This window comes from Kribbella koreensis, assembly GCF_039525325.1.
In the GTDB taxonomy this organism is placed as follows: domain Bacteria; phylum Actinomycetota; class Actinomycetes; order Propionibacteriales; family Kribbellaceae; genus Kribbella; species Kribbella koreensis.
Map to the genome: position 1 here is coordinate 61,036 of NZ_BAAAHK010000009.1, position 22,680 is coordinate 83,715.

The 22,680-nt window shown below is 66.7% G+C and carries 21 protein-coding genes; 10 read left to right on the plus strand and 11 right to left on the minus strand.

All coding sequences use genetic code 11. The features are described from left to right. Positions 1–349 precede the first annotated feature (349 nt). The 4 genes from ABD116_RS19900 to ABD116_RS19915 are packed head-to-tail and all read right to left on the minus strand — an operon-like array spanning position 350 to position 4,662. Complete coding sequence (locus ABD116_RS19900) at positions 350–898, minus strand: TrmH family RNA methyltransferase (RefSeq protein ID WP_343972015.1); 549 nt, start codon at positions 896–898, stop codon at positions 350–352. 24 nt (positions 899–922) lie between these two features. Further along, on the minus strand, positions 923–1,585 hold the full coding sequence (locus tag ABD116_RS19905) for a response regulator (protein ID WP_343972018.1): 663 nt from the start codon (positions 1,583–1,585) through the stop codon (positions 923–925). 58 nt (positions 1,586–1,643) lie between these two features. Beyond that, the gene (locus ABD116_RS19910; RefSeq protein WP_343972021.1) at positions 1,644–2,864 is read right to left on the minus strand and encodes a sensor histidine kinase; all 1,221 of its coding nucleotides are present in this window, start codon (positions 2,862–2,864) and stop codon (positions 1,644–1,646) included. A gap of 25 nt (positions 2,865–2,889) precedes the next feature. Continuing rightward, positions 2,890–4,662, minus strand: coding sequence for a M1 family metallopeptidase (locus tag ABD116_RS19915; RefSeq protein ID WP_343972024.1), 1,773 nt, complete (start codon positions 4,660–4,662; stop codon positions 2,890–2,892). A gap of 143 nt (positions 4,663–4,805) precedes the next feature. Between ABD116_RS19915 and ABD116_RS19920 the strand changes: the two genes are divergently transcribed. Next, positions 4,806–6,383: an adenylate/guanylate cyclase domain-containing protein gene (locus ABD116_RS19920; RefSeq protein ID WP_343972027.1), complete on the plus strand. Its 1,578-nt coding sequence runs from the start codon at positions 4,806–4,808 to the stop codon at positions 6,381–6,383. 4 nt (positions 6,384–6,387) lie between these two features. Here ABD116_RS19920 and ABD116_RS19925 read toward each other — a convergent pair whose 3' ends face one another. From ABD116_RS19925 to ABD116_RS19940, 4 genes are read right to left on the minus strand one after another with little or no spacing between them, the layout of a single operon-like run. Then, positions 6,388–7,092, minus strand: a complete 705-nt coding sequence (locus tag ABD116_RS19925) for a MerR family transcriptional regulator (protein ID WP_343972030.1) — start codon at positions 7,090–7,092, stop codon at positions 6,388–6,390. A 3-nt stretch (positions 7,093–7,095) separates the two neighbouring features. After that, entirely contained in the window at positions 7,096–7,848 is a 753-nt protein-coding gene (locus ABD116_RS19930; RefSeq protein WP_343972033.1) for an SDR family oxidoreductase, read from the minus strand. A gap of 13 nt (positions 7,849–7,861) precedes the next feature. Continuing rightward, entirely contained in the window at positions 7,862–8,653 is a 792-nt protein-coding gene (locus ABD116_RS19935) for a GNAT family N-acetyltransferase (protein ID WP_343972036.1), read from the minus strand. A 21-nt stretch (positions 8,654–8,674) separates the two neighbouring features. Beyond that, the gene (locus tag ABD116_RS19940) at positions 8,675–10,180 is read right to left on the minus strand and encodes an SDR family oxidoreductase (RefSeq protein ID WP_343972038.1); all 1,506 of its coding nucleotides are present in this window, start codon (positions 10,178–10,180) and stop codon (positions 8,675–8,677) included. Between the two features lie 112 nt (positions 10,181–10,292). Between ABD116_RS19940 and ABD116_RS19945 the strand changes: the two genes are divergently transcribed. Further along, positions 10,293–11,069, plus strand: coding sequence for an ArsR/SmtB family transcription factor (locus ABD116_RS19945; RefSeq protein ID WP_343972040.1), 777 nt, complete (start codon positions 10,293–10,295; stop codon positions 11,067–11,069). Positions 11,070–11,079: 10 nt separating this feature from the next. Next, positions 11,080–11,901 (plus strand): helix-turn-helix transcriptional regulator, encoded by an 822-nt coding sequence (locus ABD116_RS19950; RefSeq protein ID WP_343972043.1) that lies wholly within the window; start codon positions 11,080–11,082, stop codon positions 11,899–11,901. Here the strand turns inward: ABD116_RS19950 and ABD116_RS19955 are convergent. Together ABD116_RS19955 and ABD116_RS19960 are read right to left on the minus strand one after the other, a co-directional pair. Further along, positions 11,895–12,065, minus strand: a complete 171-nt coding sequence (locus ABD116_RS19955; RefSeq protein WP_343972046.1) for a hypothetical protein — start codon at positions 12,063–12,065, stop codon at positions 11,895–11,897. The two genes, ABD116_RS19950 and ABD116_RS19955, sit on opposite strands and share 7 nt — an antisense overlap. Further along, a complete protein-coding gene (locus ABD116_RS19960) occupies positions 12,038–12,505 on the minus strand; it encodes a hypothetical protein (RefSeq protein WP_343972049.1) in 468 nt (155 codons plus the stop codon). Before ABD116_RS19960 ends, ABD116_RS19955 begins: the two co-directional genes overlap by 28 nt. Positions 12,506–12,734: 229 nt before the next feature. Between ABD116_RS19960 and ABD116_RS19965 the strand changes: the two genes are divergently transcribed. The 4 genes from ABD116_RS19965 (at position 12,735) to fxsT (ending at position 17,541) form a co-directional block, all read left to right on the plus strand. Next, on the plus strand, positions 12,735–13,232 hold the full coding sequence (locus ABD116_RS19965) for a hypothetical protein (RefSeq protein WP_343972051.1): 498 nt from the start codon (positions 12,735–12,737) through the stop codon (positions 13,230–13,232). Between the two features lie 90 nt (positions 13,233–13,322). Then, positions 13,323–14,135 carry a nuclease-related domain-containing protein gene (locus ABD116_RS19970; protein WP_343972054.1) on the plus strand — a complete coding sequence of 271 codons (813 nt, stop codon included), beginning with the start codon at positions 13,323–13,325 and terminating at the stop codon, positions 14,133–14,135. Positions 14,136–14,300: 165 nt separating this feature from the next. Beyond that, positions 14,301–14,858 (plus strand): toll/interleukin-1 receptor domain-containing protein, encoded by a 558-nt coding sequence (locus tag ABD116_RS19975; protein ID WP_343972057.1) that lies wholly within the window; start codon positions 14,301–14,303, stop codon positions 14,856–14,858. A 10-nt stretch (positions 14,859–14,868) separates the two neighbouring features. Further along, on the plus strand, positions 14,869–17,541 hold the full coding sequence (fxsT, locus tag ABD116_RS19980) for an FxSxx-COOH system tetratricopeptide repeat protein (RefSeq protein ID WP_343972060.1): 2,673 nt from the start codon (positions 14,869–14,871) through the stop codon (positions 17,539–17,541). Positions 17,542–17,790: 249 nt separating this feature from the next. On the opposite strand, the gene ABD116_RS19985 is transcribed toward fxsT, so the two are convergent. After that, on the minus strand, positions 17,791–19,125 hold the full coding sequence (locus ABD116_RS19985) for an acyl-CoA dehydrogenase family protein (protein WP_343972062.1): 1,335 nt from the start codon (positions 19,123–19,125) through the stop codon (positions 17,791–17,793). 111 nt (positions 19,126–19,236) lie between these two features. On the opposite strand from ABD116_RS19985, the gene ABD116_RS19990 reads away from it, so the two are divergent. From ABD116_RS19990 to ABD116_RS20000, 3 genes are read left to right on the plus strand one after another with little or no spacing between them, the layout of a single operon-like run. Further along, positions 19,237–20,049, plus strand: coding sequence for a TetR/AcrR family transcriptional regulator (locus ABD116_RS19990; RefSeq protein ID WP_343972065.1), 813 nt, complete (start codon positions 19,237–19,239; stop codon positions 20,047–20,049). Further along, positions 20,046–21,323: an acetyl-CoA C-acetyltransferase gene (locus tag ABD116_RS19995; RefSeq protein ID WP_343972068.1), complete on the plus strand. Its 1,278-nt coding sequence runs from the start codon at positions 20,046–20,048 to the stop codon at positions 21,321–21,323. Before ABD116_RS19990 ends, ABD116_RS19995 begins: the two co-directional genes overlap by 4 nt. 13 nt (positions 21,324–21,336) lie before the next feature. Continuing rightward, positions 21,337–22,680, plus strand: a complete 1,344-nt coding sequence (locus ABD116_RS20000; RefSeq protein ID WP_343972071.1) for a 3-oxoacyl-ACP reductase — start codon at positions 21,337–21,339, stop codon at positions 22,678–22,680.

The window sequence follows — 22,680 nt, forward strand, 5'->3', positions numbered from 1 at the left end:
GCAACGACAACACCGACCGCACCACCTCCTGCCGCACCACCACCGCCGGCCGGCCCACGACGGCTGACGGCGGCCCGCGGTTGGCAGCGCCAGCTGGAGTTGGAGTGCGGAAACTATTCGTCACTGGGTGCAAGTTAGTTACCACCTTGGCCACCGGGAGTCGATCAGGCACGATCTCGGGTGGTTGAGTACAGGTGGCTGTCGCGGAAGGCTGTTGCGGCGAGCACCTTGCCGACGAGGATGACGCGGTGCGGCGGATGCCTGCTGCGTGGACCTGGGCCGCGAGGTCGGTGAGCGGCCGGTTGGGCGCGGGAAGCGCCGCAGCGCGTTGGCAGTGGGCGGAGATTGCTCAGATGAGCCCGGCCAGGCGGTAGAGGACCAGGGATCCGGCGACAGCTACGTTGAGGCTTGCGCCGGTGCCGAGCATGGGGATTTCGACTACGAGGTCCAGGTGTTCGATTGCGTCGGGTGGGATGCCGTTGCGTTCGTGGCCTAGCACCGCGATCGTGCGGTTGCGGGCTGCCGGGAGGTCGCCCAGCCTGATGGACTCGTCGGCCAGCTCGACCCCGACGATGGTCGTGTTGTCACGCTGCTTCTGGTCGATCAGCCAGCGGACGGGGTCGTGGCCGGTCCAGTGCACGCAGGTTCGGCGTTTCAGGGTGTTGCCGTGGGCGAGGGCATCGGGCACCCACGGCAGCTTGGGTACTGCGAGGCAGGCGCCGACCGCATCACACGTGCGGAGCAACGTACCGAGGTTGACGCCGTACTTCGGCCAGAGCGGCGCGATCAGGAGGTGGTCCCAGCAGGAATGGGATCGGAGCCGGCGTTGGCGTTTCAGGTCTTTCGGGCTGCGCACCCGCGCGGCACTCATGCCGAAGCGGGAACGAACCTCCCGCACAAGAGATGTGTCATGGCTAGAAGTCTAAGCGAGGCCGGCGTCGTGGGCCAGGAGAGCTACTTGCACCCGGTTGTTGAGGCCGAGTTTGAGGAGGACCCGGGTGAGGTGCGTCTTGACGGTGGGGACGCCCATGGCGAGATCGGCGGCGATCTCCGCATTGCTCTTGCCTTGGGCAACTGCCGCGGCGACCTCGCGTTCGCGATCGGTCAGCTTGGCCAGTACTTCGAGAGCCTCGTCGCGCCGGCTCTGCTCATCAGGACCGGACACATAATCCATCAGCTGACGGGTGACCGCGCCGGACAGGATCGGGTCTCCGCCGGCGACCTTCACCACCGCGTCGACGATCTCCTGGGGCGCCGCGTCCTTCAACAGGAAGCCGGCCGCACCCGCGCGCAAGGCATGCAGCAGGTGTTCCTCCGAACCGAAGGTCGTCAGGATCACCACCTCCGGCGCATCCGCACCCGATCGGATGGCCTCGGTCGCGGTCAATCCGTCCATCACCGGCATGGTGATGTCCATCAGCACGACGTCCGGCTTGGCCGCCCGTACGGCGTCGATCGCGGCCCGCCCGTCGGCGGCCTCCCCCACGACCTCCAGCTCGGCGGCGCCACCCAGCATGCTCTTCAAACCAGCCCGTACCAGCGGATCGTCGTCCACGACAAGCAACCGAACCCCCGTCCCCACCATGCCGGCCATCGTAGGCCACCGGCTCAGCGACAGGTCGGCAACAGCGTGCGGCGCATTCCTATCGAGCTGGCCAGGGTAGCCAGGCGTGGAGGCGGAAGCAGTTCGTGGTGGTTGGACCGTGGTCGAGCGTGCCGCCGGCCAGCTTCGCCCGCTCGGCCAGACCCACCAGTCCTACGCGTGACCCGTCCCCAGGATCCGCGGAAGCCAGCGGATTGCGGATCTCGATGGAGAGGCCGTTGCCGGCGGCCCCGGACAGGACGATGGTGACCGGCTGGCCCGGTGCGTGTTTGCGTGCGTTCGTCAGCCCCTCCTGGACGATCCGGTAGCCGTGGCGCCCGGTGGTCAGCGGGATCGATTCCGGAGGCGACGAGAGCGGCGTGAACATCACGGTCATCCCCGCGGTGCGCGACTCCTCCACCAGGGTGTCGACGTCTGCCAGGCCAGGCTGCGGCCGCCTACCACCCGAGACCGTGGCATCGGGCGCACGTAGTACGCCGACGATCTCCCGCAGATCTTCCATGCACTCCCGCGCACTCGACCGGATCACCCCCGCCGCTTGCGCAAGCTCATCGGACGGCATGTCCGGCCGAAACTCCAGCGCACCAGCATGCACGCTCAGCAGCGACAACCGATGCCCGAGTGCATCATGCATCTCCCGAGCGATCCGCTCCCGCTCACGCCGCCGCCCCTGCTCGACCCGCAACTCCTGCTCCTCCTCGGCCCGCCGAGCACGCTCAGCCAGCGAGAGCATCAACTGCCGCCGCGTCCGTACGACGATGCCCCAGGCAACCGCCGCCACGCAGAGCAGGCTGGTGAGGCTGACCACCATCCAATAGACATACGGAATCGACCGCGCCGGCGGATAGATCCAGAACTGCACCAAGCACGACAACACCGCCGCAACACACCCGAGCGCGCTGACCAGGGTCCGCCGATGCACCGCCAGGCTGAAAAGCGCCAACCCACTAGAGCTCCCCACAGCCGGGAAGAACGCGGACAACCCGATCAACACCAACGCGACAGCGAGCGGCCACCTCCGCCGCAGCATCAGCGAGAGCGCAGCCAGTACGCCGATCGTCGCATGCAGCACGACCGGCGGGTTGAGCCTGGACCCGTCGGGAATCGCCAGCCCGATCACGCTCAACCCCGTACCGAGCACGACGAACGCCACGTCCACGACCCAGTCCCGCGGCGTACGCCGATCCTCGCCCGGGGCAGCGCGCGACCCCGGGCTGATCATCGCCGTCAGCAGCCCCGGCCGGTCCAGCTCGATCGACATACCTCAGACGGTAACCCGCAAAGGCTCAGCGCTTGAGGATCTTGAGCACCGCCGCCGTCGTGATCGGGTGATAGCCGGGTCGCGCGGTCTCGAACACCTGACTCGCGAGCTCCCGGCCGCCCTCGGTCCGTACCAGCGCCTTGTAGACGGGCAGCACCAGCTTCATCCGCCCCACCCGGGTCAGGAAGACGGCCAGCTCGTCGTACGCCGGGGTGTAGGTGCTCGCGGCAACGATCGAGTACCAGCGACGGGCGATCTCGCCGTTCGCGGTACCGGTCAGGTCGAACTCCCGATCGAGCTGCTGCAACTGTTCCGCCGTCAGCACATCCGGCGCGGCGTCGAGGAAACGCAGCCACTCCTGCGTCGTCCAGTGCTTGGCGCCCTCAGGCAGCTCGCCGGTCGAGAGCCAGCGCTCACGCGACTCGTCGACGACCTCGAACCGCGCAGAGATCGCTCTCTCCGCGAAGGCGGGGATGCCCGGCTCGTCCAGCCAGGCGGCGATCTCCGCTGCCGTCACCACGCCCGGGTGCTTGTCCAGCAACTGCTCCTGCAGGTGCTCGACGAAGTCGTCCGAGTTGATGCTCTGGAACGCGAAGCGATCGAAGTACCCGCGCAGGAAGGGATCGAAGACCTCCCGCGTGAACCGTTCCTCCAGCCAGGTCAGGAACCAGCAGCCCTTCAGCGGTCCGAGGCCGGTCGTACCGTGGTACTGCGACCGGTGGTTGAGCCCCGGCAGCTCGGCCGCCTGCTCCGCCGCCGAGAGGGGATCCAGCTTGACCACGGTCGCGTGCTGCTTGATCGCCGTCTCCATCACGGCCAGCTCGTTGCCGTATACGGCCTCGACGATCCGGTACTCGACGTAGGCCGTGAAGCCCTCGTTGAGCCAGATGTCGTCCCAGCTGTCCTGGGTGACGAGGTTGCCCGACCAGCTGTGCGCCAGCTCGTGCGCCACCACGTTGACCAGCGACTTGTCGCCGATCACCACGGTCGGGGTGGCGAAGGTCATCCGCGGGTTCTCCATCCCGCCGTACGGGAAGGACGGCGGCAGGACCAGGATGTCGTAGCGACCCCACCGGTACGGTCCGAAGACCGCCTCGGTGACGCGCATCATCTCCTCGATGTCGGCGAACTCGGTCGCCGCCCGCTTGGCCATCTCCGGCTCGGCCCAGACACCGGTCCGGGCGCCGATCGGCTCGAACACCAGGTCGCCCGCGGCGATCGCCAGCAGGTACGACGGAATCGGCTCCGGCATCACCACGTCGTACGAGCCGATGCGGCGCGACTCGGTGCCGTTGTCGGCGCTCATCAGGACCATCAGCTCAGGCGGGGCCGTGACGTGCGCGGAGTAGCTGAAGCGCACGCTCGGGGTGTCCTGGACCGGGACCCAGCTGCGGGCGTGGATGTGCTGGGACTGGCTGAACATGAACGGCATCACGCCGCCCGCGGTCATCGCCGGCTCCAGCCACTGCAGCCCGGTCGCCGTCGGGGCGGTCCGGTAGCTCACCCGCACCTGCCCGTGCTGCCCGGTCCGGATCGTCAGGGCTGATCCCAGCTCGTTGTCCGGGACTGCCAGGCTGTACTCGAGCGGCTCCCATTCCCCGTCGACCGCACCCTCCACCGCGAGGACGGTCAGGTCTCGCGTATCGAGGACCAGCCGATCGCCCGGGCCACTCCAGGCGAGCGTGTGCGTGGCCGTACCGGACAGCACCTTGGCGGTGAAGTCCAGGTCGAGGTCCAGCGCGAGGTGGGTGGTGCGCACCAACGCCGGTTCGGCGTAGGAGTGGCGATCGTGGCTCACAGGGGCTCCCGAGGCAGAATGTCGTTCGCAGGACATTACCCACGGAAAGGCCCGATGACGCGGCCTATTAGGGCCACGGGCAGCACCGTGCCAAAACCGGTTCAGACGGGGAACCCCTGCTGGACCAGCGAAACGGGGACAAGATGGCGCAGGGACGGCCGGAGCTCGTACTGCAGCGGAAGCCGTTCGGATCGTGGCTGCTCGGCCCGGCCGGCCAGTCGCCGCGGCTGCTGCGGATCCGGGCTCAGGTGCTGTTGAGCGTCTTCTGCATCGGCACCAACATCATCGGCGCCACGACCGTCTTCGTGCTGGCCGTCTTCGTCCTGCCAGGCCCGCCGGCCAACGACGAGCTGAGCCTGGTCCGGACGATCGCCGTGCCCGCCTTCTTCGTCGTCGCACTGGCCGTCGGCGTGGTGGTGAGCACGCGGCTGGCGGTCCGTACCACCAGCTGGGTCCTCGAGGACCGGCCGGCGACCCGCCGGGAGCAGATCGCCACGCTCCAGCTCCCGCTGCGGCTGACCCTCGTCGAGGTAGTGCTCTGGTTCCTCGCAACGGTCTTCTTCACCGGGCTGACGCTCGCGCTGCAGCCAGAGAGCGTGCTCCGGGTACTGGTGACCATCGTCGACGGCGGAATCGTCACCTGCACGGTCTCGTATCTGCTGTCCGAGTTCACGCTGCGGCCGATCGCCGCGCGGGCACTGGCCGATCAGGCGCCGCCCAAACGCCTGCTCGCGGCGGGGCTGAAGGCGCGGACGATGTTCTTCTGGGCGGTCGGTTCCGGCGTACCGGTGGCCGGGCTGATGCTCACCGCGGTGCTCGCCCTGATCGACGGTGACGTTTCACCGACTCGGCTGGCCGTCATCATCCTTGCCCTTGGCACCCTTGTGCTGACTTGTGGCGGATTCCTCACGTTTCTGACCGCGCGGTCGGTGGTTGCGCCGGTTCGCTCGGTGCGGAACGCGCTGACGGTGATCGGCGACGGGGAGCTGAACGTTCACATCCCGGTCTTCGACGGTACGGAGCTGGGCTCACTCCAGGCGGGCTTCAACCGGATGGCCGCCGGTTTGCGTGAGCGGGAGCGGATCCGCGATCTCTTCGGGCGGTATGTCGGGCCCGACGTCGTCCGGGAAGCATTGGCCAGTGATGCTCTTGGCGGGGAGGAGCGCTTCGTCGCGGTGCTGTTCGTGGATCTCGTGGGGTCGACCGAGCTCGCGGCGGTCCGGCCGCCTGGTGAAGTCGTTGCCTTGCTGAACAGGTTCTTCGAGATCGTGGTCGACGAGGTCGACCGCCAAGGTGGCTTCGTGAACAAGTTCGCCGGCGATGCGGTGCTGGCGGTCTTCGGTGCGCCGGCCGAACTGCCCGACCCGGCAGGGAGCGCTCTCCAGGCGGGCCGGGCGCTTGCTCGGCGGCTGGCTCAGGAGTTGCCCGAGGCAACGGCCGGGATCGGCGTCACCGCCGGTACGGTCGTTGCCGGGACTGTCGGAGACGTGCGCCGCCACGAGTACACCGTCATCGGCGACCCGGTCAACGAGGCATCCCGACTCACCGAGCTGGCCAAGTCTGTCCCCGGCCGATTGCTCGCCTCGATGGCCGCCGTCGAGGAGGCGGCCCCCGCCGAGGCCCGGCGTTGGAAGGCGGGCGAAGAAGTCACCGTCCGAGGCCGCAACCGCCCGACCCAACTCGCGATCCCGGCCCAGGTACCAGGTAGTGATCCGATCTGACCAGCTAGCGGTCCCAGCCTAGGTAGTCGTGGAGCAGGGCCGAGCCGTGCAGCATCGCGCGGGTCCGTCGGTCATGTGCTGCTCGTCGCTCCGCCACCGCCGCGCGCAACGCCTCCGTACTCCCGGTCTGCCGCAGCCCGTCCAGTACAGGCCGGATCTGGTCGAACCCGTACCGCCCGCGCCGCAGCATCGCGATGATCCGCGCATCCCTCACCTGCAACGGACCGTACCGCCGGTACTTCGTCCCCGCCTCCCGCACCGGCATCAGCAACTCCGCCGACTCCCACACCCGCAACGTCGACGTCCGCACACCGAGCTGCGCCGCCAGCTCCCCCACCAGCGGATCCGGCCCATTCACCACCGGTACGCCGTCCAGGAACTCCTCAGCCGCCTCCCCCAGCGCCTCGCTCGCCACGTCCGTCGCCAGCCGCTGCTCGTGCAACGCAGCATGACTAGCGTCGATCAACCGAAACGCGAGCGCCTGGTCCCCAGCATGAACCGCCTGCATGATCCGCGTAGAGGTCTCATGCCCGAATCCAGGCACCAGCGCCCGAAACGTCAGCATCGCCTGCAGATGCACGTCGTCGTACTGCCGGTAGCCCGACTCGCTCCGCGGCACCTCGGGCACGATCCCGGCCGTCTCGTAGTTGCGCACCAACTGCGTCGAGATGCCGGCCCGCCGCGCCAAGTCGACCGGTCGCAACCCCATCCGTCAGCGTCCGCCCGCCACGTCGACCATCGAGCCGGTCATGTACGAGGCGCGCTCCGACGCGAGGAACGCGATCAGCTCGGCGACCTCTTCGACCTTGCCCGGACGGCCCAGCGGCGGCGTACCGCCGATCCGGTCGAGCCGGCCCTCCTCGTGGATGTCCGTCTCGATCAGCCCGGGCCTGATGCCGAGCACGCGGATGCCTTCCTTCGCGACCTCGTTGGCCAGCCCGATCGTCATCGTGTCGACCGCCGCCTTGCTGGCCGCGTAGTCGACGTACTCGCCCGCCGACCCCAGCACGGCACCCCGCGACGACACGTTGATGATGACTCCGCCGGCGCCGCCACTCGCGGTCGACATCCGGCGTACCGCCGCACCCGCGACCAGGAACGCCCCGATCGTGTTGATCCGGAACACCCGCTCCAACCGCTCCACGGCGTAGTCGGCCACCCGCCCGCTCGGCGACACGATGCCCGCATTGTTGACTACGGCACCTATCGCGCCGAGCTCGCCGGTCACCGCGTCGAAGAGCTGCTCGATCTGGTCGGCCTCCGCGACATCAGCCTGTACGGCGTACGCGCGCCTGCCCAGCTTCTCGCAAGCCGCGACGACCTTTGCTGCCTCGTCCTGACGGGTGCGGTAGCTGATGCCGACATCCCAACCATCCGCCGCCAACGCACCGGCCGCCGCCGCTCCGATCCCACGACTCCCACCAGTGACCAACGCCGTACCCCGGCGAGCTGCAGTCTCAGTCATGCCGCCCAGCCTTTCACGCAGGCCGCCTGAACACCGCCAGCTGCACCTCGTTGTCGTCGAACCCCAGCGCCCGGTAGATCCGGATCGCGAGGTAGCCGGGATCCGCGACCATCACCAGCGTGTGCGCGGCCAGCTCGTCGAACCCGTACCGCGAGGCCCGGTGGACGAGCGTGCCGGCGATCCCCTGGTTGCGATCCGCCGGCCGGGTCTGCACGTTCTGGAACCGCGCGACTCCCGACCCGTCCCACGCCAGCCCCAGCGAGGCCTGCAATCGGTCACCGTCGAACGCGCCGAACCAGCGGGCGTGCCCGGACTCGCACAGCTGCCGCTCCGCCTCCATCCGGCGCCGGCTGAAGACCCGGTACTCCTCGTCGACCGTCATCGTCGCGCACTCCAGCGACACCGCGAAGGACTGCTCCCAGTCGTCGTCGCTCCTCAGCTGCCGGTACAGCGAGGTCTCGTTCGGCCGGGCCGGCGAGCGTACCTCTCGCGCGGTCATCACCGTGCTGCGGTCGACCTCGAGAGCCTGCGCCTTGACCTCGTCCTCGCTGCCGACCACCCCGTCGATCGTGTCGACACCCAGCGCGAGGTGCTTCGCGTCCGGGAACTCCCGGTGGAAGATCTCCTCCCGCGCGGCGGCGTCGCCCGGCCCGAACGCAGTACGGAAGAGCAGGTAGTTACCCCACCAGAAAGACGGGTTGGCCGGGGTCCGGACGACGACGTAGTCGCCTTGATCGGTCAGTACGGAGCCGCTCAGCTGCAGCAGCATCAGGTCGGTTCGGTAGCCGAGGCTGGTGAAGTCCACCTCACCATCGTCGGGGCCGCGTCAAGACGATTTGCGCGACGGCCGCCATCTGGGGACGTCCTTGCCCTGCGCCGCCGCGGCTATGTTGCGCTGCATACCGCCGAAGACGATGCCGTGGAAGGGCTTGATGGCCCACCAGTACAGGTGTCCGGGCAGTCCGTGCGGATGGAAGAGCGCTCGCTGACGGAAGATCGTGCGGTTGTCGTCGTCCGTGTCGACGATCAGCTCCAGCCACGCGAGACCAGGTAGGCGCATCTCGGCACGCAGCCGGAGCAGCTTGACGTCCTCGATCTCCTCCACCCGCCACCAGTCGAGCGGGTCGCCGACGGACAGGTCGTTCGGGTTTCGCCGGCCGCGGCGCAGACCCGGGCCGCCGAAGACGCGGTCGAGGACTCCCCGGGCCCACCAGCCGAGTCGCCAGGAATACCAGCCGTTGCCGCCGCCGATGCCCTCGATCACCGACCAGAGTTGCTCGGGGGTGGTCGCGATCGCGCTCTCCCGCTCGTCGACGTACAGGGAACCACCGGACCAGTCGGGGTCGCCCGGCAGCGGGTCGCTCGGTGCTCCGGGCGTCGACGCCGAGGCCCAGCTAGTGGTGACGTCTAGGTCCTGGACTCGCTTGAGCGCGAGTTCGACGGCTTGGTCGAAGCCGATCAGGCCGGTGGCGGGGTCAGCGACGTACTGCTCGATGTCGTGCTCCTTGCAGACGACCTCGTGGATGAGGCTGTCGACGAGGGGTCTGGCGATGCTGTTCGGGACGGGCGTCACGAGGCCGACCCAGTGGCTCGACAGCGACGGGGTGAGGAGCGGGAGGGTGACGATTCGCCTGGTGGTGAGGTGGGCGACTGCGGCGTACCGCTGCATCATGTCGCGATACGTCAGTACGTCGGGCCCGCCGATGTCGAAGCCTCGGCTGACGGTCGCGGGCATCTTGGCGCTGCCGACCAGGTACAGGAGGACATCGCGTACTGCGATCGGCTGGATCCTGGTGTGGAGCCAGCGTGGGGTGACCATCACGGGCAGCCGGTCGGTGAGATACCGGAGCATCTCGAAGGACGCCGAGCCTGAGCCGAGGATGACCGCGGCGCGCAGGACCGTCGTCGGGACGCCGGACGCGAGCAGGATCTCGCCGACCTCGCGTCGGGAGTCGAGGTGTGGGGAGAGCTCCTCGCCCTGTGGATAGAGGCCGCCGAGGTAGACGATCCGTTGGACTCCGGCGTCTCGGGCAGCTGCGCCGAAGGTCAGCGCGGTATGGCGGTCGCGGGACTCGAACCGCTTGCCGGTGCCGAGGGCGTGGATCAGGTAGTACGCGACGTCGACGCCTTCGAGCGCCTTGTCGAGTTGGTCGCGGTCGCCGGCGTCGGCCTCGACCACCTCGACTTCGTCGTACCAGTCGCGGTCGCGGAGACGGCGGGGATTGCGGGCCATCGCACGGACCCGGTAGCCGGCTTTGAGCAGCTCTGGGACGAGCCGGCCGCCGATGTAGCCGGTGACGCCTGTGACGAGGACGAGCTTGTTCGTATCCATGTGGATCGTCCGGTGCCCTTTGAGCGTCCGCTTCATTCTCGGCCTTTGACATGCAGCCTTATGGCTGCCTATTGTAGTTAGGCAGCCGATTGGCTGCATGAATGGAGTGGTGATGGACGACGAGGTGTTCCGGGCGCTGGCCGATCCGAGCCGGCGGCAACTGCTGGACAGCCTGAACGAGCGCAACGGACAGACCCTGAGCGAGCTGTGCGCCGGGCTGTCGATGGCCCGGCAGTCGGTCAGCAAGCATCTCGCAGTACTGGAGAGCGCGAACCTCGTCACCACCGTCCGGCGCGGCCGGGAGAAGTTGCATCACCTGAACGCCGAACCGATCAACGCCATCGCCGACCGGTGGATCAACCAGTACGACCGGCGGCGGGTAGAGCTGTTCGCCGACCTCAAGACAGCATTGGAGACAGAACCAGTGAGCGACAACGACTTCGTCTACACGACCTACATCAAGACCACGCCCGAGCGGCTCTGGCAGGCCCTCACCAACCCGGCCTTCACCCAGCAGTACTGGGGCGTGCAGCACCGGACCGACTGGAAGGTCGGCTCCCCCATCGACTGGGTGATGGGCGACGTCACCATGTCCGGCCCCGGCCAGGAGGTCCTCGAGTACGACCCCTACCGCCGCTTCGCCTTCACCTGGCACCACATCACCCCCGAGTTCGCCCAGGCCACCGAGATGGACGACGACCTCTACGCCAAAACCAGCGCCGAGCCCCTCTCCCGGGCCAGCTTCGACCTCGAGCCAGACGGCGACCAGGTGAAACTCACCGTCATCCACACCGGCTTCGAACCCGGCAGCGCCATCCGCGCGATGATCGACGAGGGCTGGACCAAGCTCATCTCCGACCTGAAGTCCTTCGCCGAAAAGGTCAGCTAGTTTTGAAGACGTGCCGAATCGTCTAGGTGAATACCTCCGGGCAAGACGCGAACAAGTCCAACCCGAAGACGTGGGCCTGCCCCCAGGCGGAAGACGCCGAGTCCAAGGCCTCCGCCGCGAAGAACTGGCCCTCCTGGCCGGCATCAGCAGCGACTACTACATCCGCCTGGAACAAGGTCGCGATCTGCACCCCTCGGACCAGGTCCTGGACGCCCTCGCTCGGGTCCTGCAACTCTCCCCCGACGCAACGGCCCACCTCCACACCCTCGCCCACCCACCCCGCCCCCGCGGCCTGGCCGGCACCCCCGAAGACGTCCCGGCGAGCTTGATCCGGCTGATCAACTCCTGGACCACCACCCCGGCGTACGTCCAGGACAGGTTGCTGAACATCCTCGCCTCGAACCCAATAGCGGTGGAGCTCTCCCCCGACTACACCGTCGGCAGCAACCTGCTCCTGAAGGTCTTCCTGGACCCGGCCGAACGCACCTTCCGCCGCGAATGGGACGAGGTGACAGCCAACGGGGTCGCCGCCCTCCGAGCCCAAATCGGCTCCAACCTCGACGACCCCGACCTGCTGGCTCTGGTCGACCAGTTGTCCGCCGGCAGCGACCACTTCCGAACCCTCTGGAACCGCCACGACATAGTCGCCAGGTTGGGCGGCATCAACCGCCTGAACCACCCCGACGTAGGCCCTCTGGACCTACGTGCCGAAAAGCTCCAACTACCAACCCCCGAAGGCCTAACCCTCTGCATCTTCCACGCAGACGGCCACACCCCCACCGCAGAAGCCATGGCGTCACTCGCGGCCCGCCTCGACACCCTGACCTACTGACGCGCTCGCAGAGCCACCAGCCAGACGAATACCGACGTGAACGCGAACAACGCGACCAGGCTGGCGAGCGGCACCCAAACGCCGGCGCTCTCGCAGACGTTCACCAGTGCCTGCACAACCGCGAAGGCCGCCGAGATCACGAACGCGATGCCCAACGCCGGCACCTGACGAGTCTTGCGATAGGCGACCAGGCTGACGATTCCGCCGCCTGCATCAACGGACTGGTCCCGTCCGCCAACTCGGCGACGGTCTCGAGCGTCAGCACAATCGCGTAGATCATCAGGATCGCCGCAACCGCGAGCCCAACCCCAGCCAGCAGTTCGCCGGCCGCAGCGCGACCACCTGAGGTCGGCTCTCCGCCCAGCACCGCGTAATTGATGCTGGCCAGCACCAACGCCAGAAACGCACTCACCAGAACCCTCGCCGCATCAGCGATATGCCCGGCAACCTCCTCACCGAGCCGACGCCCCGTCGAGAGCACAAGACTCGGAACCAGAATCAGCGCGGTAAACGCAAACCCAGCAAGAACCCCGGTCAACGCCGAGTAAAGACCAGCCGTCGCGGCAATATCGAACGAAGCATCATTCAGGCAGACAACATCCATCCGACTCCCCCACCAGTTGGCGCGCAACAGCGGTCAGATCGCACAGAGCGCCGGACCTTCGTATCAGACGACGAAGCCCTCGTCGACGTTCCAGCCGACTCCGGTGACGCGCCACCCTGCCTGACTTTGTCAAGACTCTGCACGACGCTGTAATACCGCCGACCGTGAACCCGCTCCTCAATAAGTTCCCGACAGCAGGAACACCGCTCCCCCTGATCGGAGAACCGCCGTGCTCAGGAAATCCCCCAGCCGAGGCAGGTCATCAACTCAGCACCGCAGCCGCCTCACAGCCCTCGCCGCCGCCCTCGCCGCCCTGATGCTCCTCACCACCACCCTCACCGCCTCAGCAACCGAGCCCACACCCGACACCACCACCCGCTCCACCGCCACCCCCGCCGGCATCCTCGACCCCTGGGTCAGCCCCAACCCCGAAAACTCCGCCTTCGGCAAATGGACCCAGCAACAAGCCACCGACTGGGTCAACAACTGCCCCGCCGCCCGCTTCTGCACCTGGATCCGCAAAGGCGAGTACTACACCATGTTCCAGTTCTACAAATGCGGCACCTACTCCCTGAGCGGCTGGCTGGGCACCACCAACTTCTACAACCACCAAAACGTCCAGGTAGAAACCCTGGGCTCCCGCCACGAACACATCGGCTACATCCTCACCAACTGGAAATTCATCACCAACTGGGACAAGGTCTGGTACATAAACCTCTGCACCTGACCCCCGACGCGCCACCGTCAACCAGCGGTGGCGCGTAACACTTCATGGCGACAACGCGATGAACCGGACAACGGGGGCGGGGGAACTTGGATGGAATCCATGTCCGGCGGTGTCATCGGTCTGAGTGAACGTGGACCAGGCCATGCGGTATTTCATGCGCTCTTCACCCAACCAGGGATGTTGCGCTCCCGCGGCCGTCTTGCTCAATTCTTCGGAGTCTCGCCCCTCACCGAGGCGGGCAGGCGTTGGTACGACGGAGCGCTGGGCGAGATCGCAGTCGGCGAACTGCTCACGAAGCTGGACTCAGGCTGGACCGTCCTGCACTCGGTTCCGGTGGGCCGGCATGGCTCCGACATCGACCACGTCTTACTGGGTCCGGCAGGCGTGTTCACCGTGAACACCAAGAACCACTCCGGCCAGCGGATCTGGGTAGGCGGAGGGACCCTTCTTGTCTCGGGAACCCGGTGCGACCACGTCAGAAACTCCGAGTACGAAGCGAGCAGAGCTTCCCGGCTGCTGACGAGTTCAGTCGGCTGGCCGGTACCGGTCCGTCCAGTGCTCGCGATACTCGATCCGGCACTCCTGCAGATCGTGCAGAAGCCCACAGGTGTCGATGTCATCGACGCACGGAAACTGGTCAAATGGCTCAAGCGCAGGCCGACCGTACTCGATGTCAACCAGCGGGCCGAGGTCGCAGCAGTCCTCGCCACACCGGCAACGTGGCGCCAGCAACCCGACACCGAGGCCGACCTCAACCGCAGCCAGGCCTTCCAAACCCTCCAAACCGCCGACCGCGAAGCCAGACGCCGACGACGCACCATCGCTGTGCTGACGTTCATGATCATCTGCGCCACGGTCCTGACCGCCTACGAACTGATCAAGCCACTGCAGCTCGTACCGTGAATGGCTGCCGACCGCAGACCAATCCCTGTTCGCCTCGACACGTGCTTCTCACCACCGGATTGAGGATGCAGCTGCTTTCCCTGGTACTCGACATCGACTAGTGGATTCGATTCCTCGCCGGGTCGTCGCCTGCCGATACGCGCCCCCTGGCACTAGCCTACGGAGATGGACACTGCGGGGGTGGTTCTCACGGCGATCGGTACTGTCGCCGGACTGGCGGGGGCGTATTTCGCATGGCTAGCGGTCAGACCGCGCAGGAAGGCCAAGGCAGCGCAGACCTCCGCATCGAGTACAGGTCAAGGAAAGGCTGCTGCAGTGGGCGCAAAGTACGACGTCTTCGTCTCCTATGCACATGAAGACCTCGACTGGGTCTTGGGCCTCGCCACGCAGCTAGAAGGCGCAGGTCTGGTCGTAGCTCGCGACGAGGTAATCCTCAAACCGGGCGATCTGCTGGTGCATACGATCGAGGAGGCGATCCGCGATTCCGCGGACAGCATCCTCGTATTCAGCCCGGCATCCGTTGCGAGTGGCTGGGTGCAGCAGGAGTACGCGGCGTTGATGCAGCGCTCCATCGAGGCCCACCGCAGGTTCATACCGGTGGTCATCGAGGACGTGGAGCTGCCGGCCTTCGCCGCGACCCGGTACTACGCCGACTTCCGGGATGTCTCTGATACCGAGTACGAGCGCGTGGTCGCCAAGATCATCGCTGCCTTGCAGTCGTAGGGAACTGACTATGAACAGTGAGAGCGTGCCGGACAACGAGGCCGTCGAGTCGAATCTGGACTTCTACATCAGCTATGCCGGACAGGACCGGCTGTGGGCGGAATGGGTCGGCACTACGCTGATGGAGGCTGGCTACACCATCGAGCTCGACGTGTGGAGCTGGCTGCCGGGCGACAACGTCATCCTGGCCAGAGAGGCGGCACTGCGGCGGGCCAAGCGAGTAGTCGCCCTGTGCTCGAACCGGTACTTCGGTGGCGGATTCACCGAGCAGGAGTGGACTGCCGTCATGGCGGCGGCCGGGCGCGGCCAAGGCGGCCGTCTCATCCCAGTCTGGATCGAAGACCTGCAGGTCGGACAACTTCCCGACCTCCTGCAATCAGTCCAGCCGATCAAGCTGTTTCAGATAGCAGAACCAGAAGCAAAAGACCGGATTCTGAATGCCTTGGCGGGCAAGGTCGGTCCGAGCGGCAACTCGGACTTCCCAGGCTCAGCTGCCCGCTACCAGCGCTCGCAAACAGGCGCGCGACTCCCCGGAACGCACCCCCGCCCGGCTGTTTGGCGTGTCCCCCTCAGAAATCCCGACTTCACCGGCCGCGACGACTTGCTTGTATCAGTACGCGAAGCACTTCTCCGGGGATCACCGGGCGTAGCCATCCTGCAAGGGCCAGGTGGTGTCGGCAAAACACAGCTGTCCATCGAGTACGCCCAACGCTTCGCAGCCGACTACGACACTGTATGGACGATCGCGGCCGAACAGCCGGACCTGATCACCGCCCAGCTGGCGGAACTCGGCGTCGATATTGGTGCCGCAAACGCAGTGGCTGACGCCCAGACGGCAGCATCCGCAGCGCTTTCCGCCCTGCGGGATCGCCAACGCTGGCTACTGATCTTCGACAATGTCGAGGACCCCGATCATCTCCTCCCCTTCCTTCCCGCAGGCCAGGGCCACACCATCGCGACCACCCGTCTAGGGCATTGGCAAGAGATCGGCCATGTCACCGCCGTCGAGGAATTCAGTCGCTCTGAATCCAAGGCGATGCTCACATCCAAAGTGACAGGTCTGCAGGATGCCGATGCCGACGCCGTTGCGGCCGCGCTCGGAGATTTGCCCTTGGCACTGGCCCAGGCTGTCGGCGTACTCCAGGCAGGCCTGCCTGCCACCGAATTCCTGCGGCTACTTGACGGCCAGGCAACCAAACTGCTGTCGCAAGGCAAACCTCGCTCCTACCCGGCCTCGCTAGGCGCGTCAACCATCCTTGCACTGGAAAAGCTGTCCGCCTCCCATCCAGCGGCCGCGGAACTACTGCACCTGTGCGGCTACCTCGCTCCTGAACCCGTTCCTGCAGTCTGGTTCGGTAGGCCATTCACCCGGAGCGAGAATGCCCCTCCGCTCCCTACCGACATCTTCGAAGCCACACATGCCTTCAACCAGATACGCGACCTGGGCTTGGCCCGCCTGGACCAGAACGGCCTCCGCGTACATCGCCTGACGCAGGCCATCCTCAGAGATCACACCCTGCAGAACCAAACCGCCTATCTGCAGGCCGTCATCGCTCTGCTGAGCACACAAACTCCTCCTGATAACACCAGCCCGGCCACGTGGCCTCAGTGGTCCCAATTGGTGCCTCATCTGCTCGCGACTGATCTCGCGGCCGCAGAAGACCGGCTCCGTTCGATGGCGTGCGCCGCTGCTCACTACCTGCTGCTCAGCGGCCAGACGGACGCAGCGCTCACCCTCACAACGACTTTGCACAGCTCTTGGACCCGAAACCTCAGTCCCAACGCGCCCGACACTCTCATGATGGCTCAGTTCTTGGCTCACGCGATATTCGACAAGGGCGACTATGCGCTGGCCGCGAAACATCAACGCGAAACCCTGGCACGTCGACGGGAAACACTTGGATACGATCATCCGGATACTCTGAACTCCGCCAACGATTTAGGAGTCAGTATCTCGGCGATGGCACTCATGGGCGAAGCCACCCTACTGAACCAAGACACCTACGAGCGCCGCCGCCGCATACTCGGCGACGATCACCCGGATACCCTGACCACCGCGAGCAACCTGGCTAGCACATACCGCGAAGAGGGTCGCCGCGACGAGGCACTAGCGCTGAACCAGGACACATACGGCCGGCTACGACGGCAACTCGGCGAAGACCACCCCCACGCCCTTCACTCCGCCAACAACCTCGCCAGCACGTACGACGACGCGGGTCGCCGGGACGAGGCACTGGCGCTGCATGAGGACACCTACGAGCGCCGCCGCCGCGTACTCGGTGACGATCACCCGGACACCCTGACCTCTGCCAACAACCTCGGCGGCATGTACCACGACATGGGCCGCCGCGACGAAGCCAAGGTGCTGCATGAGGACACCTACGAGCGCCGCCGCCGCGTACTCGGCGACGACCACCCGGACACCCTGACATCCGCGAATATCCGCGCGATGATCCTTCATAACCTCAAGCGTCGAAAGGAGGCGCTCGAGTTGCTGGAGGACACTTACCGGCGCCGCCGACGCGTACTCGGCGACGACCACCCGGACACAATTAGGTCATCTCACAACCTTGCCACTGCCTACACCGCGCTCGGGCTCCACCGTCTGGCGCGTCGAGTGGCAAGCTCGAAAAAGACTGGCGAATCCAAATCCCCGAAGCAGAAGAAGCGAAAAGGTCGATAGGCAGGGATCCGGTTCACCAGGGACGTCGGCAGTTCCAGAGCTCCGTGGGAGGCAGCCGGCGAACGCCTGCTGGAGTGCGCGCAATCAACCTTTGAACCTGCCGAGGGCCTACTGATTGGCGATCCGGCTACGCCAACTAATTCCTCTCTCTCCCATGATTGGCGAGGTTACTCGACTCTCACACCAGCTATCACTTCTTGTTCTTGTTCTTGCAGGGGGCGCCGGGGGGCGCCCCACTTCTCTCTGTACTTACCTGATTCGCATTCCTGAGATGGCTCGGGAGATTACTAGGCGCTGGATTTCGCTGGTGCCCTCGAAGATGGTGTAGATCTTTGAGTCTCTGTGCATGCGCTCGACCGGGTATTCGCGGGTGTAGCCGTTGCCGCCTAGGATTTGGATGGCGTCTTCGGTGGCCTTGACGGCTACCTCGCTGGCTTTCAGCTTGGCCATGGAGCCTTCGCCGTGGCGGTAGTCGGGGGTTTGGCCTCGCATGAGGGCGGCTGACATGAAGCCGGCTCGCCAGACCAGGAGGCGGGCGGCGTCGATTTCCATGGCCATGTCGGCGAGCTTGAAAGCGATGCCTTGGTTGTCGATGATGGGGCGGCCGAATTGTTCGCGGCCTTTGGCGTACTCGAGGGCGAATTCGTAGGCGGCTCGGGCGATGCCGATGGCCTGGGAGCCTACGATGTGGCGGGTCATTTCGAAGGTGGCCATGGAGGCGTTGGCACGGTTCGCCGAGCCGTTGTTCTCGCGGGCCTTGGCGAGGCGGGCGTCGAGTTTCTCCTTGCCGCCCAGGATGTTGGCGGCGGGGATCCGGACGTTGTCGAAGAAGACGTCGGCGGTGTGGGAGGCGCGGAGGCCGTGCTTCTTGAGCTTGGTGCCTTGCTCCAAGCCCTTCACCTCGGACTTCGGTACGACGAAAGCGGCCTGGCCGCGGCTGCCCAGGGACGGGTCGACGGTGGCCACGACGACGTGGATGTCGGCGATGCCGCCGTTGGTGGCCCAGGCCTTCTGGCCGTTGATGACCCACTCGTCGGTCTTCTCGTCGTACGTCGCCTTGGTGCGGATCGCCGAGACGTCCGACCCTGCGCCCGGCTCCGACGAGCAGAAAGCGGCGACCTGTACGTCGTCAGGCGTGCCGTAGCAGCGCGGGAGCCACTGGCTCCACTGCTCGGGGGTGCCGTTGGAGAAGACGGCCGAGCTGGCCAGGCCGGTGCCGACGAGCGACATCCCGATGCCGGCGTCGCCCCAGAAGAGCTCCTCCTGGACGAGCGGCATCAACAGCCCGGACGGGTCGATGAACAGGTTGATCGACCCGTCCATCGAGTACAGCCCGATCTTGGCGGCCTCTTGGATCACGGGCCACGGGGTCTCTTCGCGCTCGTCCCACTCGGAGGCGGCGGGGCGGATCACGTCGGCGGCGAAGGTGTGCGCCCAGTCGCGGATCTCGATCTGCTCGTCGTTCAGGTTCAGGTTGAACGTCTGCCACTCCGGCTTGGACCGCTCGGCCGCGAGTTCGCCGGCCAGTGCCATCACGTCGGCCGACAAGGGCTCGGCGGGCGGCGTACTGGTTGACTCGGTCATGGTCATCGATTCCTCCGGAGCGAGCTGCAGGGTGATCGTACGGGAGTGATGTTACCCACGAGTGTAACTATCGTTTGCACCCAGGGGTACCCGTATGACTAAGATCGGTGCATGAGCTCCGCGCTGCTCGCGATCGGACGCCGCCGGACGACGGCGGAGCGTCGTCGCGACCGCGAGCGGGACATCATCCGGGCGACCCGGGAGCTGTTCGACGAGCGCGGCACGATCGACGCCCAGATCGACGACATCGCCAAGCGGGTCGGGATCAACAAGGCGCTCATCTACCGGCACTTCGCGGGCAAGGAAGAGCTGTTCGCGCTCACATTGGTCGACTACCTCGGCGAGTTGGACGAGCGCCTTCAAGAGGTGGACGGCCCACGCAAGGCGCCGATGAACAGGCTGCGGAGCCTCAGCGAGGTCTTCGTGGACTTCTGCCTGGAGTATCCGGCCTTCGCTGACTGCGCAATGAGTCTGCTCCGAAAGACCGGCGAGGAGTTGTTCGGGGAGATCACCGAACCGGTGATGATCAAGCTGGGCAACGCGATGGCGGCGGCGCTCGACCGGATCTCGACGATTCTCAAGGCGGGTCAGAAGACCGGCGTCTTCGACGAGGTCGACACGGACTACCTGGCCAACCACCTCTACACACAGACCCTCGGCGCGATGCACATGGCGCGGATGGGCCTGATCGTCTCGCGCCAAACGGGAGACAAGGCACACCCGGTGGTCCACCACGCCGACATCAGCACAGTACGAGCGACAGCGATCACCGCAACGCTCGCCACCGCGGTCGGCCGCAAGGCGCTAGCCGGTACTACGCCCGCCAAGCCGGGCCCCAAAGCACTCAAGACGAGCACCACGCGCAGTACCAAGAAGGCCACCGCCAGGCGCTCACCCTCAAGTACCGCAGGAGAGAACCAGTGACCGAGATCCGCAAGGTGGCAGTCGTCGCCGGCAACCGCATCCCGTTCGCCCGGCAGGACAAGACCTACCGGCACGCGTCGAACTCCGACATGCTGACCGCCGCCCTCAACGGTCTCGTCGACCGCACCGGACTGGGCGGCCAGGAGGTCGGCGAGGTCGTCGCCGGCGCGGTCCTCAAGCACGCCCGCGACTGGAACATGGTCCGCGAGGTGGTCCTCGGCTCGAAGCTCGCGGCGACCACCCCGGCGTACGACATCCAGCAGGCGTGCGGCACCGGACTCGAGGCCGCGATCCTGGTCGGCAACAAGATCGCCCTCGGCCAGATCGACGCGGGCATCGCCGGCGGCGTCGACACTGCATCCGACGCCCCGATCGCGGTCAGCAATGAGCTCCGCAACGTGCTCCTCGACCTCAACCGGGCCAAGTCGCTCCAAGAACGCCTCAAAGTCCTAACCCACCTAAGGCCGAAGGACATCGTTCCGGAGATCCCCCGCAATGCGGAGCCGAGGACGGGCAAGTCGATGGGCGACCACGCCGCCCTCACAGCGCTCGAGTGGGGCATCACCCGCGAGGCGCAGGACGAGCTCGCCTACAACTCGCACATCAACCTCGCCAAGTCGTACGACCGAGGCTTCCAGGACAGCCTCATCACCCCCTACCTCGGCCTCGAGAAGGACCAGAACCTCCGCGCCGACACCACCCTGGAGAAGCTGGCCAAGCTCAAGACCGTCTACGGCAAGGGCGAGACGGCGACGATGACCGCCGGCAACTCCACTCCCCTGACCGACGGCGCCTCCACGGTCCTGCTGTCCACCGACGAGTGGGCCGCCGACCACGGACTCAGGCCGCTCGCGTACCTCACCCACTCGCAGACCGCCGCGGTCGACTACGTGAAGGGCGCCGAGGGCCTGCTGATGGCCCCCGCGTACGCCGTACCGCGCATGCTCCAACGCGCCGGCCTCACCCTCCAGGACTTCGACTACTACGAGATCCACGAGGCCTTCGCCTCCCAGGTGCTCTCCACCCTGAAGGCTTGGGAGGACCCGATCTTCTGCAAGGAACGCCTCGGCCTCGACGCCCCCCTGGGCGAGGTCGACCGGGCCAAACTCAACGTCAACGGCAGCTCGCTGGCGGCCGGCCACCCGTTCGCAGCGACCGGCGGCCGGATCGTCGCCGCGCTGGCCAAGCAGCTCGACGAGAACGGCGGCGGCCGCGGTCTGATCTCGATCTGCGCCGCCGGTGGCCAGGGCGTCGTCGCCATCCTCGAGAAGTAGGAGCAGACCGAAGATGACGGATCGCTACCAGACTTTCACCCGTACGCCGCTGGGCCGCACGCTGGTCAAAAACCTAGGACTGCCAGACCCGACCCCGCTGCCGCGGTGGACCGACGGATCCCCCGTGATCGACGGCCAGGTCGTCTTCGGCGCGATCACCGAAACCGACACAGGCAAGGCGATCCAGGCCCTCCTGCGCGACATCGGAGCCTCGTTCAGTACTGCCGCCGAAGGCGTCGCCTCAAGCACCCTCCGCCCCAAGGCACTCGTCTTCGACGCCACCGGCGCGACCTCCACCGCCGACCTCACCTCGCTCCAGCGCTTCTTCTCCCCCGTCATCCGCCAGCTCGCCCCGGCCGGACGCGTCATCGTCGTCGGCCGCACTCCCGAGCTGTCCGCGACCCCCGAGCAGCAGATCGCGCAACGCGCCCTCGAAGGCTTCACCAGGTCGCTCGGCAAGGAGGTCAAGCGCGGCGCCACAGTCAATCTGGTGTACGTCGCCCCCGACGCCCACGACCAACTCGACTCGACCCTGCGCTTCTTCCTCTCCCCCAAGTCGGCCTACGTCGACGGCCAGGTCGCCCGCATCGGCACCGGCCCCCTGGTCGGCAACGACCCGACCGCTCCCCTGGCCGGCAAGGTCGCCCTCGTCACCGGGGCAGCCCGTGGCATCGGCGCGGCCATCGCGCAGACCCTCGCCCGCGACGGCGCGACGGTCCTCGGCGTCGACGTACCGCAGAACGCCAATGACCTCCGCAAGGTGATCACCAGGATCGGTGGCCACGAACTGCTGCTCGACGTCACCGCGATCGACGCGCCGCAACGGATCGCTGCGGCCGGCGCGGAGCTCGGCGGCCTCGACATCGTGGTCCACAACGCCGGCATCACCCGCGACAAGCGGCTGGCGAACATGCGTACCGACACCTGGGACGCCGTCCTCGACGTCAACCTCCGCGCACCCGAGCGGATCACCGCCCACCTGCTCGAATCCAAGGCCCTCAACGACGGCGCATCGGTGATCGGCGTCGCCTCGATCGCCGGTATCGCGGGCAACAACGGGCAGACCAACTACGCCACCTCCAAGGCCGGCGTGATCGGTCTCGTCCAGGCTCTCGCGCCCCGGCTGGCCGAGCGCAACCTGCGGATCAACGCGGTCTCCCCCGGTTTCATCGAGACCGAGATGACCGCGAAGGTGCCGTTCGCGATCCGCGAGGTCGGCCGCCGGATCAACTCGCTGCAGCAGGGCGGGCAGCCGATCGACGTCGCCGAGACGATCGCCTGGTTCGCCGACCCGGCCTCCGCGGGCGTCACCGGCAACGTGGTCCGCGTCTGCGGCCAGAGCATGCTCGGCGCCTGA

Bases quoted from the DNA above. Each gene is read 5' to 3' on its own strand.
- ABD116_RS19905 (WP_343972018.1), bottom strand. From the start codon at position 1,585: ATGGTGGGGACGGGGGTTCGGTTGCTTGTCGTGGACGACGATCCGCTG.
- ABD116_RS19910 (WP_343972021.1), bottom strand. From the start codon at position 2,864: ATGTCGATCGAGCTGGACCGGCCGGGGCTGCTGACGGCGATGATCAGC.
- ABD116_RS19920 (WP_343972027.1), top strand. From the start codon at position 4,806: ATGGCGCAGGGACGGCCGGAGCTCGTACTGCAGCGGAAGCCGTTCGGA.
- ABD116_RS19925 (WP_343972030.1), bottom strand. From the start codon at position 7,092: ATGGGGTTGCGACCGGTCGACTTGGCGCGGCGGGCCGGCATCTCGACG.
- ABD116_RS19930 (WP_343972033.1), bottom strand. From the start codon at position 7,848: ATGACTGAGACTGCAGCTCGCCGGGGTACGGCGTTGGTCACTGGTGGG.
- ABD116_RS19940 (WP_343972038.1), bottom strand. From the start codon at position 10,180: ATGGATACGAACAAGCTCGTCCTCGTCACAGGCGTCACCGGCTACATC.
- ABD116_RS19945 (WP_343972040.1), top strand. From the start codon at position 10,293: ATGGACGACGAGGTGTTCCGGGCGCTGGCCGATCCGAGCCGGCGGCAA.
- ABD116_RS19960 (WP_343972049.1), bottom strand. From the start codon at position 12,505: ATGGATGTTGTCTGCCTGAATGATGCTTCGTTCGATATTGCCGCGACG.
- ABD116_RS19970 (WP_343972054.1), top strand. From the start codon at position 13,323: ATGGAATCCATGTCCGGCGGTGTCATCGGTCTGAGTGAACGTGGACCA.
- ABD116_RS19975 (WP_343972057.1), top strand. From the start codon at position 14,301: ATGGACACTGCGGGGGTGGTTCTCACGGCGATCGGTACTGTCGCCGGA.
- fxsT (WP_343972060.1), top strand. From the start codon at position 14,869: ATGAACAGTGAGAGCGTGCCGGACAACGAGGCCGTCGAGTCGAATCTG.
- ABD116_RS19985 (WP_343972062.1), bottom strand. From the start codon at position 19,125: ATGACCGAGTCAACCAGTACGCCGCCCGCCGAGCCCTTGTCGGCCGAC.
- ABD116_RS19990 (WP_343972065.1), top strand. From the start codon at position 19,237: ATGAGCTCCGCGCTGCTCGCGATCGGACGCCGCCGGACGACGGCGGAG.
- ABD116_RS20000 (WP_343972071.1), top strand. From the start codon at position 21,337: ATGACGGATCGCTACCAGACTTTCACCCGTACGCCGCTGGGCCGCACG.